The sequence below is a fragment of the Nocardia sp. NPDC056564 genome, from assembly GCF_042793755.1.
Taxonomy (GTDB): Bacteria; Actinomycetota; Actinomycetes; order Mycobacteriales; family Mycobacteriaceae; genus Nocardia.
Genome location: NZ_JBHTUR010000005.1, coordinates 407109 through 419737 on the forward strand (window position 1 = coordinate 407109; position 12629 = coordinate 419737).

Here is a 12629-nt window from a genome sequence, read left to right on the forward strand (position 1 = left end):
CGTAAGGAATGCGCACCGTGGAAGTTGACAAACCGATCGGTACCAGCGAGGGTGGTCGCGTCCGTCTTGACGGCGACTGACATGACTTGGGGGTTGATGTTGATTCCGGGTGTTCCGACGCTGCCTGCCTCGCAGGCCACCGGCCACGGACAGGTGCGGCGATGAGCGGGGGGTTCTACAACCACTATGACGACCCCGATGAATACTGGGACGAGGAACCGCTCCGGTCGGCCCCGAAAACGCCGCCCGTAGCGTCCGCGCCGAGTGCGCCCCCGCCACCGGCCGATTCGCGCCCGTCCGCGCCAACGCCGTCATTCAGCCGCCCCGCTCCCGCCGCCCGAGACATGGCGGGGGCGTCGAGCTCGACCGCTCTGATGGCGAGCCTCGGCCTGACTCCGCCGCAGAAGTCATCGCTGGTTTCCGTGACCGTCGGCCCCGATCGCCTGCCTGTGGATATCAAGCTGGGGCGCAACTGGAAGGCCGCGTTCGATCCGTCGCAGTACGGTAAGTCGATTGTGGATGCCTACCGCTATGGCATGTACGAGTGGGCCGCGCGCACGGTCGAGTCCGGAGCGTTGCCGCCGTCGACCGTACCGTCGCTACGTAGTGCCACACCGTTATTGCTGAGGACCCGCACGATAGAGGACTACCGGGGACTTTACGATCAATTGTTCCTCGAAACCCCGCTCGAAGTGTATGGCCCGGGACGCGACGCGTTCGGCAGGCCGGCGCTGACCGTCACCGCAACGTGGTCCAAGCTGATCTCGATCAGTATCGATCCCGGCTGGGTGGAGGGCATCGAGGTCGATTTCGTTGCGCAGGACATTCTCGAGTGCTGTGCGCAGATACGCGCGCGGAAGCCGCGGCCAGTGAGCGATATCTATCTCGACCAGGAAACGGACAGCGAATTGGCTTCGCGGGTGCTGGCGCACGAGCGGTACCTCGTGGAATACAGCTAGCCGGCACGTTGTAGCGGGTCAATCGGACATGATGTAAGAACGGAAATTCGGGATCGATGGTCGAATTATCGGAAAAGACGCTGGCTCAGGTCAGGGATGATTTCTCACGCGCGGTCGAGGACGTCAAGAAGACGCCGGACAAAATCAACGATGCAGTCGACAAGCTCAAGTACATCGCGCCTCTGGTATACCTCAAGGTGAGCGACGTCCGGGATGATATTCAAGACACCCTTGCCGACCTGTTCGAGAAGCTCAAACAGGCCGTCGAGGGGATGTTCGCCCCCTGGCTGTTCCTGGACTACGCGGCTAAATGGCAATGGATAGGCGCCGAGGTCCGCGGCTGCATCGGCATGCAGGGCCGCCGCGAGCTGAACATGGAAGGCCGATGGGACGGTAGCGCCTACAAGTCGTTCAAGACGACGAAGGAAAGCCAGCAGGCGGCCATGACCACCATCGACAACATGTGTACCACTATTCACGACCGACTCATCACGGTCGCCGAAGAGGGGCAGAATCTCTACTACAACATCACCAACAAGCTGGCTACGATTATCGCCAACGTTGCGACGTTCGTCGAGGAAACGGGTGCTACGGCCGGCGTCGCTTCGATCTGGACCATCAATAACTTGAATTCCGCCATTGTGGCGGCCGTCGAACTCGTCGCCCAGGCGCTCACCGACTTCGTCAAGGTACAGAGCAAGGTCTACGTCGCGAGTAACGATCTCAAGAACCTCATCCGAGCTCCATCCGGGTTCGATGTCGCCAAATCCGGCGCGGTGACGTGGCCCTCCGGTGCGACCGATCTGTTCGACGACAAGGGCGACGATTGGCACCAAGACGGAGAGGACAAGGAGAAATGAGATCTCCGCACCCGGAGCGACGCGCGGCTCCGCGCACTGTGCGCTTCCGTTCGGCTTCGAGGCGCCTGGCCGGCGCCGTGGGCATCTCCGCTGTAGCCGTGGTATCCGCTTGTGGGTCAGGCGAATTCGTCACACCGACGGCGACGCCGAGCACGTCGGCCGGGGCGACGACCAGCGCCGGAGCGTGTACGAACGGGCCGTCTTCGCCCGCCCAGAACGCGGACGAGAAATTCTTGACCGCGGAGCTCGCGAAGTTGCGACTTCCGGCCGGAACCTGCTTGTTCATGGTGGATACGGTTGAAATGCGCGACAGGCCGGGCATGATCTCGGTGACCGTCGATTTCGATGCGGCCGGGTCGACGAGTCCGGACGATTTGCGCCCGGTGGCCACCGATGTCGCCCATCTGCTGAAGCACACCGAGATCGGGTCGCGCACGGCGGTGGTGGACATCACCAACCAGGGTGCGGCGAAGCCGAAGTACCGCACACTGCTGACCGATGAGAGTTTCCAAGACCACCCGTGGGACGGCAGTTCGTCCACGGAAGCCGAGCTGGCGATCTGGAAGATTGCGAACCCGAATTGATGTCCGCGTGGATCTCAATGAGCAACGACACCTTGTGGAGTGATCATCTATGACCAGAGAGCTGAAGGTCGACGTCGATCTGCTAGAGCAGGTTTCCAAGGTCTGGCTGACCGAGGTGGCGCCGGAGTTGGGCCAGACCGCCGGGGAGATCGACCCCTTGAAATACACGGTGGTGCAGTTCGGCCCGCTGTTCTTCGGGATGTGGGACGCCTATACCGCCGCCGCGGAATTCATCCAGAAGCGCCTCAACGAGGCCAAGCCGGTGGCCGAGCAGATCGGAAGCGCACTGCACACCGCTTCCACGAGCTTCGCGCTCCAGCAGGAACAGCAGACGCAGGAGACCGACAAGCTGAAGCACATAATGGAGGGCACCGGGAAGTAGCGCCTGTCGCTACCGGCCGATGAGTGCCGAAATCCTCTGCGATGCAGAGGGTTTCGGCTTTCTTGCTGTTTGCTGTGCCGCGCCGCGGCAGCGCCGCCCCCCGGCGGCTCGAACATCCCATCACTCATGAATTAGGGTAGGCAAACCGTATAGTCTGCAACCGAAGGTAACCGACACACATGGATCGCGCCCGCACCAGGACGCTCCCGCTCGCACTGGGGCTGGCGCTGCTACTAGCGCTGCTCGCGTTCGCCGTGCTGCTGAGCATCGCCATCGGCTCACGCGCGCTGACGTTCACCACCGTGCTCGACGCGCTGCTGCACTACAACCCCGCCGATATCGACCACGCCGTCGTGCGCGATCTGCGGTTGCCGCGCACCGTGATCGGCGTGCTGGTGGGTGTCGCGCTCGGGCTGGCCGGCTCGATCATCCAGGGCGCGACGCGAAACCCGCTCGCCGATCCCGGCCTGCTCGGCGTCAACGCGGGCGCGGCGTTGTTCGTGGTGCTCGGGATCAGTGTGCTCGGCCTGACCTCGGTGACCGGCTACGTGTGGTTCGGCTTCGCCGGCGCCGCGATCGCGGGCGGCGTCGTCTACCTGGTCAGCTCGCTCGGCCGGGAGGGCGCCACGCCGATGAAGCTCGCGCTGGCCGGAGCCGCGGTGACCGCCGCGTTGCAGTCGGTGACCAGCGGGTTGCTGCTCACCGACACCACCACCTTCGATCAATACCGGTTCTGGCAGGTGGGCTCGCTCGCCGAGCGCGACCTGCCGACCATCGGGCAGGCGCTGCCGTTCCTCGCGGTCGGCTTCCTGCTCGCGATGCTGTCGGCGCGCATGTTGAACGCGCTGGCGCTCGGCCCGGACGTGGCCCGCGCGCTGGGCCAGAATGTGCCGCTCGCCCGCGGCGTCGCCGCGCTCGCGGTGATCATCCTGTGCGGCGCGGCCACGGCCATCGCCGGACCCATCGCCTTCGTCGGCCTGATGATCCCGCACGCGGCCCGGCTGATCACCGGCCCCGACCATCGCTGGCTCCTGCCGTACGCCGCGGTGCTCGCCGCGATCCTGCTGCTGGTCGCGGACGTGGTCGGCCGCGTGATCGCCCGCCCCGCCGAGGTGCAGGTCGGCGTCGTGACCGCCGTCATCGGCGGGCCGCTGCTCGTCGTGCTCGTGCGCCGCCGCAAGCTGGTGGCGGCGTGAGTACCGTCGACGCGGCCGCGCTGGCCGCCGTCGCCCACGCCCGGCGCGGTGGCGCCACTCGGGCCAGGGTGGTGACGCTCGGGTTGGTGTCGGCGCTGGTCGTGGTATTCGCGCTGAACCTCGCCGTCGGCTCGTATTCCGTTCCGCTGCAAGAGATTCCGGGCATTCTGCTCGGAGGTGGCGGCGGGCAGGACGCGTTCGTGGTCCGGCAGCTACGGTTGCCGCGCGCGGTCGCGGCCGCACTGGTCGGCATCGCGTTCGGCATCGGCGGCACGCTGTTTCAGCGATTGCTCCGGAACCCGCTGGCCAGTCCGGACGTGATCGGGGTTTCCCAGGGCGCGAGCGCGGCGGCGGTGGCCGCGCTGGTCGTCTTCGGACTGGCCGGCACGGCACTGTCGCTGGCCGCGTTCGCCGGCGCGGTCGGCACCGGCGCGCTGATCTATCGCCTCGCGCACCGCGGCGGGGTGAACGGGTTTCGTCTCGTGCTGGTCGGCGTCGGGGTGGGCGCGGTATTGACCAGCGTCGTCTCGTATCTCATGACCTGGGCCGACGTGGCGCTCGCCCAGCAGGCGCTGGTCTGGATGATCGGCAATCTCAACGGCCGCAGCTGGCACCACGTCATCCCGCTGGCGATCGCGCTCGCGGTGCTGCTCCCGGCCGCCGCGCTGCTCGCCCCCGCGCTGAACGGACTGCAACTCGGTGACGACGTCGCGGCCGGCCTCGGCCTGCGGGTGGAGTACACCCGGCTGCTGTTGCTGCTGATCGCCACCGCCAGTGTGGCTTTCGCGACGGCGGTGGCCGGCCCCATCGCGTTCGTCGCGTTCGTCGCCAACCCGATCGCCACCCGGCTGACCGGCGGCGGCCGCACGGCCCTGGTGCCCGCCGCGCTCACCGGCGCGCTGGTCACGCTGACCGCCGACTTCGTCGCACAGCATCTGCTCGGCACCGCACTGCCGGTCGGCGTGGTGACCGGCGCGGTCGGCGCGCCGTATCTGCTGTGGCTGCTCGCCGCGGCCAACCGAGCCGGCCGAGTCTGAAAGGTCTGTGCGTGTCTGAGAGGAAAAGCGTGACCCCAACTTTGCGCACCGAGCACCTTGCCCTCGGCTATGGACCGGTGACGATCGTGAACGACCTCACCGTGCGCATCCCCGAGGGCAAGGTGACCATGATCGTCGGCACCAACGCGTGCGGGAAATCGACCCTGCTGCGCGGGCTGGCCCGGTTGCTCACACCCGCCCGGGGCGCGGTCTATCTGGGCGACGAGTCGATCTCCGCGCAGCGCAGCAAGGACGTCGCGCGGGTGCTCGGCCTGCTGCCGCAGTCACCGGTCGCGCCAGAAGGCATCACGGTCGCGGACCTGGTCGGGCGCGGTCGCTACCCGCACCAGGGCATGTTCCGCCGATGGACACCCGAGGACGACGCCGCCGTGGCGCGCGCACTGGAAGTCACCGACACCGTCGAGCTGGCGGCGCGCTCGGTCGACGAACTCTCCGGCGGCCAGCGCCAGCGGGTGTGGATCGCCATGGCGCTGGCCCAGCGCACCCCGATCATGCTGCTCGACGAGCCGACCACCTTTCTCGACATCGCCCATCAGGTGGAGGTGCTCGACCTGCTCGCCGACCTCAACAAGGTCGACGGCACCACCGTGGTGATCGTGATGCACGACCTCAACCTGGCCGCCCGCTACGGCGATCACCTCATCGCCATGAAGGGCGGCGACATCGCCTGCGAGGGCGCACCGGCCGACATCCTCACCGCGGACTTGGTCGAGGACGTCTTCGGCCTGCCCGCCCAGATCATCCCGGACCCCGTGTCCGGCACCCCGATGGTCGTTCCGATCGGACGACATCGCACCGGCCGGGCCGTCGCGCCCGCCACCCGGTCCTAGGAAAGGAATCACACAATGGTCCGATGGACGAAGGCGGTGGTCGCCGTGGCGGCCGTCGCGCTGCTCACCGCATGCGGGTCCGATCCCGCCACCAACCCCGTGAGCGCGGGCGACACCGGCCACGGTGACAAGAATGTCGCCACCGGGGGCGCGATGTTCGCCACCGCCGATACCGAAACCGCCAAGCTCAAGGCCGATGTCGGACCCGGGGTGTTCCCGCGTACGGTCACCCAGGCCATGGGCCAGACGCGGATCGAGAAGAAGCCGACGCGGGTAGTCGTTCTCGACTCCGGCGAGTTGGACGACGTTCTCGCCCTTGGCGTTACGCCGGTCGGCATGGCCACCACCGCCGGTCAGCAGGGCGTGCCGTCGTATCTGGCCGATCGGGTACAGAACATCGCGACCGTCGGTCCGACCAACACCCTCGACCTGGAGAAGATCGCCGCGCTGAAGCCGGATCTCATCCTGGGCAGCAAGTTACGCGTCAACGACCTGTACCCGCAGCTGTCCGCCATCGCGCCGACCGTGTTCTCCATCCGCCCCGGCTTCCCGTGGAAGGAGAACTTCCTGCTGGTCGGCGCCGCCCTCGGTGCCGAGGAGCAGGCCACCAAGCTGCTCAACGACTACCAAACCAAGGCCAATCAGGTGAAGGCCAAACTACCTGCCGCACCGACGATTTCGCTCGTTCGCTTCTTGAGCGGCAACATCCGCCTCTACGCCAACAAATCCTTCATCGGCGTCATCCTCGCCGACGTCGGCCTGCCGCGCCCGGCGAATCAGAACGTCAACGAACTCGCGGTAGAGGTCTCGAAGGAAAACATCGACCAGGCCGCCGCCGACTGGATCTTCTATTCCAGCTACGGCGCCGACGTCTCGCCGGACCAGAAGGCCGTGACCTCCGGCCCGATCTGGCGCAACATCGGCGCGGTCAAAGCCGGCCACGCCATCGCCGTCGACGACGAGGTCTGGTTCCTCGGCCTCGGCCCGATCGGCGCGATGCGCGTCCTCGACGACCTCGGCAAGTTCCTCGCCTGAGCGGCTACCGATAGTCGAGGGGGTCGGCGGCGAAGGTCTTCTGCATCTTTCGGGAGATCCATTCGCCGGCGGTGGACGCGCCGTAGTGCTGTTGCGCGTCCCCGCCGGTGAAGGCCCCGATCGGGTCGATCGGCGTGTCGTGGTTGGGGAGGTAGAAGAACGGGATGGACAGCCGGGAAGAGCTGTTGCCGCGTTCGGGGTTGACCACCCGATGCATGGTCGAGACCCATCGGCCCGCGGTCCACAGCGCCATCAGATCGCCGATATTGACGATGAATCCGCCGGGAATGGTTGGCACGTCCCGCCATTCGCCGTCCCCGTGCCGTACCTGGAGCCCGCCGATGTCGGTGTCCTGATAGAGGATGGTCAGGCTGCCCCAGTCGGTGTGCTCGCCGCGGCGCAGCTGACCGGGCAGCGGCGCCGCGCGCTGCGGAAAGTAGTAGTTGACGGCCACCGAGGAGACGTGGCGGTCGAACATGCCGTCGAAAAAGTTCTCGTCGAGTTCCAATGCCAGCGCGAACAGCCGCATGAGATCACCGGCCAGTTGGGTCAGCGCCGCCATGTACTCGCGCCAGGTGTCCGCGAAGCCCGCCGGTGTTTCCGGCCAGATATTGGCCAACTTCCATGAGGCCCAATGATTTCCGAGACCTTCGCGCTCCCGGTCGCTCAGCTCCCCGGTCACATGCGCCGAGAACACCTCACACAGATCGGGCGGTGTCCGCTTGTCCAGGCTGTGCGCCGTGGACCCCGCCATCCGCCGGAACCCGGACACCCCGGGCCGATGCCCGACCACATCTTTCACCGCGTCCGGCAGCAGAAAGAACTCCCGGTTCGTCACACACATCCGATCGATGAGCTGCGCGGGCACCCCGTGCCCGACGATGGTGAAGAACCCCGACCCGGCGCAGGCGGCGCCGATCGCCTGCGCGACAGCCCGCCGCCCCGAGCCACTGTCCTTGGACGACAGATCGATCACCGGAACAAACCCTTCGACAACCGTCACCCGGTTCCACTCGCTCAATGTTGTTCTCCCATCTCGATATACCGCAGGTAGACACCGAGTATCGGAAGACCCACGCCGAACTGCCGTCCGCCGGACGCACCGTCGACAATTTCCTCCATGAGCAGACGCTCGAACACCGAGAACCCCCATTCCGGGACATCCGGGGTGCGCAGAACATGCATAGGTGGCCATCGGCCGCTCCGTCGGGACTCGGTGCGCGTCGCCCCACGTGGTCCGTTAGCGGGCCGATAGATCTTGCTGAGTGCCGGGGCGCAAGCTCTGTGGCGTAACACCTTTCAATGCTGCGAGAAACGGGAACATCATGACTGTCTGGCTCACCACCCTGCGCAAAGCCGCCTTCGCCATGGTCACGATCGCGGCGGCGTTCTTCGCCGTCTCGGCGGGGGCGGGCGTCGCGAACGCCAGCGGGGTCTACGCGGAGATCAAGTTCGCGCCCGGAACCGACCACGGCACCGTGACCGGCTACCTCAACCGCGGTTACAGCGATATCTGGGTGATCGACGCGCGGGCAGGCCAGCAGATGACCACCGACCTCATCTCGCACTACACCTCCGCCTCCGGCACCGCCCGCTTCGTCATCGCCGCCCCCGACGGCCAGCTGATCTGCCGCGACAACACCTCGAGCCAGATCCGCCTGCCGCAGACGGGCAAATACCACGTGACGCTCACCTCGCCGGAGCATGACGCCTCCTACACGATGGACGTCCGGATCGTCTGACGGGACTGTCCGGCCCCGAGCCGATTCGAGGCGACGGCCCGGACAATGGCGATATCCGCTGTGTCCTAACGCAACTGGGGATGACCGCGCGGCCCGTAGGTGGGCCGCGGGTCATCCCCGGTCGTCGTGTCTGCCCGATGGGCCGGTGCTCCCGATTCTGCGGTGATCGGTGCGCAGTCGAAAGAGCGATCCACCCCCAAGCGACACGACATCCGAAATCCATTGGAACGTCGCGAATTGTGATACCTCGCCTCGAATCTCACGATATCGCCGATGGCATCACCGACGTCCTCCCGGCAACAATCGGATAACAGCAGCGGCGACACGCGCAGGGCGGCGGCTCGATTTCGCAAACGTGTGTATATCGGCGGAGTCGGCGATTCCGCCCTCTACTCGACGCCCCCACTCCACTTTTGCGCTTTCGGCATAATCCTCGACCCATCCGCGACACTCGCGGCGACGAACTAGGAGGAACACTCGACCACTGCCGTCGCTCCGCGCTCTGGAAGGAGAACAGTGACACGTATCAGTTCGCTACCCGCTGCCGTCCTATCGTGCCGCTGACGAGACGTTTCCGGAGATATTCGAGCGATCGGAATCGAGTGCGCGAGCAGCAGGTGATCCGCAGTGGGGTAATGACTTTCGGCGTCGTAGGCGGCGACATTCGGCCATCGCCCCGGCGTTCCGGGCCGCCAGACATGGTCAAAGGACCAATTGGCAGAAGGGTGGCCGTCCCGTTCCAGAAGCAATTGCTTGGTGCTGTGGACGCACGACGGACCGCCGAAGTTCCGGTGCTGAACGGCTGTCGACAGACCGGAGTTCGGGCGCCGCTCGGTCCCTCGGATCTGTGCAAAGATGTGCAGCGCGCGGAGCGGTCGGGACTCGCTGCCGGGTGTCGGGTGCAGACCTGAAAGTCGTTCGTCCAGTGTGGCTATAGCTGAATTGGGAGGTCGAAGGTCGATGAGTTACGAACAATTATCGGGGCGCCCGTCGACTCTGGCGGACATCTTGGTGAGTCGCGCCGCCGAGCAACCCACGCGCGTCGGCTACACGTTTCTCGACGGCCGCGGCAACCGCGAAGTCGAGGATTATGCGGTCCTCCTCGGCCGGGTGGTCGGTTTGGCGACCCGATTGCAGGAAATCAGCGCGCCGGGCGATCGAATTCTGCTGCTGTGCCCGCCGAGCCTCGACATGGTGCACGCGTTCTTCGCCTGCCTGCTGAGCAGGCGCGTCGCCGTGCCCCTGTATGTACCGACCTCGCAACGACATTCCGAAACCGTCGCGGCGATCGCGCGCGACAGCGGCGCGGTGGCCGTCATCGCCCCGCAGTCGGCCGCGGCGGTGGCCCGTGACCTGCTCGGTTGGCCCGACGAGAAGATCATCGACAGCGCGGCCACCGACGGCGGCGGTTCCCGGCCGGTGCTCGACACCCCGCTGCCCTCGGCGGACGACGTCGCCCACCTGCAATACACCTCGGGCTCCACCGGCAGCCCGAAAGGTGTTGTGGTGCGCCACCGCAACCTCATGCACAACCTCGAATGCCAACGCCGCGCCTTCGGCCACACCGAGCACAGCTCGGCCGTCCATTGGCTGCCGCCCTCGCACGATATGGGCATGATCCTGGGAATTCTGTCGCCGCTTTTCGCCGGCTACCCGGTGACGCTCATGGCGCCGCTGACCTTCCTGCGCGACCCGCTCATCTGGTTGCGCGCGATATCGGAGCACACGAATACCACTGCGGGCGGCCCGAATCTGGCCTACGGAATCTGCGCGGAACGCGTATCGCGCGCGGATGCCGAGCAATTGGATCTGTCCCAATGGGACGTCGCGTTCGTCGGCGCCGAACCGGTGAACCCGATCGTATTGCGGAAATTCGCCGACAAGTTCGACGTGAGCGGATTCCGCCGGGCAAGTTTCTTCCCCGGCTACGGCCTCGCCGAGGCGACGCTGTATGTGAGTGGGGGACCGGTCGGCTCGGGCCTGCGCACGAGTTCGTTCGTGAGCGAGGACCTGGAAAAGGGTCTCGTCGTGGAACAGCCGAACGGCCGGGAACTGGTCGATCTGGGGCGGGTCGGCGCGGGGACCGCGGCGCTGATCGATCCCGAGACGCGTCGACGGGTGAATTCGGGCCGGGTCGGCGAAATCTGGCTGTCCGGACCCAGCGTCACCTCGGGTTATTGGAACAAACCCGAGGAGAGCAAGGGAACATTCGCGGCGGAGATCGCCGACGAGGACGGAACGACTTATCTGCGCACCGGCGACCTCGGATTCATGGTCGACGGGCATCTGTTCGTCTGCGGACGGCTCAAAGAAGTCATGATCATCAACGGCCGAAATCTGTTCCCGCAGGATATCGAGTGGAGCATCGAATCCACGCACCCGAGTCTGCGCCGCGGCGGCTGCGCCGCGTTGTCGGCCGAGATAAACGGCGAAGAGCGATTGATCGTCGTGCAAGAACTCGACGACGAAATCGCGGACGACAGCGTCGCCGCGCTGGAGGCGTCGATCCGGTCCGCGGTCAGCCGCGACCACGCCGTCGCCCTGCACCGAGTGATCTTCGTGGACCGGGGCAAGGTGCTGAAGACGACCAGCGGCAAGATCCGCCGATCGCACCTGCGCCACCTGTACGCCAACGAGTCCGAATCGAGGGCCATATGACCGAGCCGCAGGGCGACGCCGACACCGCGGCATTCTTCCTCGACTGGGCGAGACAGCGCCTGGGGCTCGAATCCGTCGACCCCCGAACACCGCTCACCGCGCTCGGTCTGGACTCGGTCAAGGCCGCCGAACTGCTGACGATGCTCGAGGATCGATTCGGCGTCGAGATCTCCGCGGAGGACATCTACGGCGGCATGTGCGTCGCCGACCTGGTCGAGGCGGTCGCCGAACCCGGCGAGCCCGGCAGCCTGGTCGCCGGCTCGACCGCGCGGCCCGGTCCGGACGGCACGGGGCTCGAGTTCAGCCTGTTCTTCTTCGCCAGCGACGCGCAGCAAACCGGTGCGCAGCGCTACCGTCTGCTGTTCGACAGCGCCCGCTTCGCCGACACCCACGACTTCGCCTCGATCTGGTTGCCGGAGCGGCATTTCCACACCTTCGGCGGGCTGTACCCGAACCCCGCCGTGCTGGGTGCGGCGCTGGCGGCGATCACCGAGCGGGTGCGGATCCGGGCGGGCAGTGTGGTGTTGCCGCTGCACAACCCGGTGCGGGTCGCCGAGGACTGGTCTGTGGTCGACAATCTGTCCGACGGCCGGGTCGATGTCGCGTTCGCCACGGGCTGGAATCCCGACGATTTCGTCCTGGCGCAGGACAATTACCGCACCAGGGTCGACGTCATGCGTTCCGGCATGCGCACCGTTCGGCAGCTGTGGCGGGGTGAGTCGATCGAGTTGCCGAACGGCGCGGGCGAATCGCGATCGGTGCGTATCTTCCCCGCTCCGATCCAGCCGGACCTGGCCGCCTGGGTGACCTGTAGCGGCGGCGTGGAGCGCTTCGAGATGGCCGGCGAGCTCGGCGTGAATGTATTGACCGCCTTGCTCTTCCAGAGCGTCGACGAACTGGCGGACAAGATCACCGCCTACCGCAAGGCGCGCGCCAGGCATGGCCATGACGCCGACGGCGGGAAGGTCACGGTCATGCTGCACACGTTCGTCGGTGACGACGACGCCGCGGTGCGGCAGACGGTGCAGGGACCGTTCAAGCGCTACCTGGCCGACTCCGTCGATCTGTGGCGCCGCGGCGCGGAAGCTCTCGACGGCCTGGCCGACCGATCGCGAAACAAGGTGCTGGACTTCGCCTTCGAACGGTACTACCGCACCAACGGGCTGTTCGGCACCCCGGATTCGGCGCTGCCGATGGTCGAAAGCCTGCACCGCGCGGGCGCCGACGAGATCGCCTGCCTCATCGACTTCGGCGTGGCCGAGCCGGCCGTGCTCGACGGTCTCGAATCGCTGGCCACCCTCGCGAACAAAGCACGTGCTCTTTGA

Annotated in this window: 12 protein-coding genes; 11 read left to right on the top strand and 1 reads right to left on the bottom strand. The window is 66.4% G+C overall.

All coding sequences use genetic code 11. The annotated features are described in order from the left end of the window. Positions 1–161: 161 nt before the first annotated feature. The 8 genes from ACFQ9K_RS16555 to ACFQ9K_RS16590 all read left to right on the top strand — a co-directional run bounded on the left by ACFQ9K_RS16555 (position 162) and on the right by ACFQ9K_RS16590 (position 6904). The gene (locus ACFQ9K_RS16555) at positions 162–959 is read left to right on the top strand and encodes a hypothetical protein (RefSeq protein ID WP_378720673.1); all 798 of its coding nucleotides are present in this window, start codon (positions 162–164) and stop codon (positions 957–959) included. 56 nt (positions 960–1015) lie between these two features. Continuing rightward, entirely contained in the window at positions 1016–1819 is an 804-nt protein-coding gene (locus ACFQ9K_RS16560) for a hypothetical protein (protein ID WP_378720674.1), read from the top strand. A 284-nt stretch (positions 1820–2103) separates the two neighbouring features. After that, positions 2104–2403 carry a hypothetical protein gene (locus ACFQ9K_RS16565; RefSeq protein ID WP_378720675.1) on the top strand — a complete coding sequence of 100 codons (300 nt, stop codon included), beginning with the start codon at positions 2104–2106 and terminating at the stop codon, positions 2401–2403. 49 nt (positions 2404–2452) lie between these two features. Next, positions 2453–2785, top strand: coding sequence for a hypothetical protein (locus tag ACFQ9K_RS16570; protein ID WP_378720676.1), 333 nt, complete (start codon positions 2453–2455; stop codon positions 2783–2785). A 179-nt stretch (positions 2786–2964) separates the two neighbouring features. Next, a complete protein-coding gene (locus ACFQ9K_RS16575; protein ID WP_378720677.1) occupies positions 2965–3981 on the top strand; it encodes a FecCD family ABC transporter permease in 1017 nt (338 codons plus the stop codon). Beyond that, entirely contained in the window at positions 3978–5018 is a 1041-nt protein-coding gene (locus ACFQ9K_RS16580; protein ID WP_378720678.1) for a FecCD family ABC transporter permease, read from the top strand. The genes ACFQ9K_RS16575 and ACFQ9K_RS16580 overlap by 4 nt, the downstream gene beginning before the upstream one ends. Positions 5019–5047: 29 nt before the next feature. Next, complete coding sequence (locus ACFQ9K_RS16585; RefSeq protein ID WP_378720679.1) at positions 5048–5869, top strand: ABC transporter ATP-binding protein; 822 nt, start codon at positions 5048–5050, stop codon at positions 5867–5869. Between the two features lie 15 nt (positions 5870–5884). Beyond that, on the top strand, positions 5885–6904 hold the full coding sequence (locus tag ACFQ9K_RS16590; protein ID WP_378720680.1) for an ABC transporter substrate-binding protein: 1020 nt from the start codon (positions 5885–5887) through the stop codon (positions 6902–6904). A 4-nt stretch (positions 6905–6908) separates the two neighbouring features. Here ACFQ9K_RS16590 and ACFQ9K_RS16595 read toward each other — a convergent pair whose 3' ends face one another. Continuing rightward, entirely contained in the window at positions 6909–7925 is a 1017-nt protein-coding gene (locus tag ACFQ9K_RS16595; RefSeq protein WP_378720681.1) for an isopenicillin N synthase family dioxygenase, read from the bottom strand. A 304-nt stretch (positions 7926–8229) separates the two neighbouring features. Here ACFQ9K_RS16595 and ACFQ9K_RS16600 point away from each other — a divergent pair, with 304 nt between their 5' ends. From ACFQ9K_RS16600 to ACFQ9K_RS16610, 3 genes are all read left to right on the top strand, one after another. After that, entirely contained in the window at positions 8230–8646 is a 417-nt protein-coding gene (locus tag ACFQ9K_RS16600) for a hypothetical protein (RefSeq protein ID WP_378720683.1), read from the top strand. 960 nt (positions 8647–9606) lie between these two features. Next, the gene (locus ACFQ9K_RS16605; RefSeq protein ID WP_378720684.1) at positions 9607–11304 is read left to right on the top strand and encodes a fatty acyl-AMP ligase; all 1698 of its coding nucleotides are present in this window, start codon (positions 9607–9609) and stop codon (positions 11302–11304) included. Then, a complete protein-coding gene (locus tag ACFQ9K_RS16610) occupies positions 11301–12629 on the top strand; it encodes a MupA/Atu3671 family FMN-dependent luciferase-like monooxygenase (protein WP_378720685.1) in 1329 nt (442 codons plus the stop codon). The genes ACFQ9K_RS16605 and ACFQ9K_RS16610 overlap by 4 nt, the downstream gene beginning before the upstream one ends.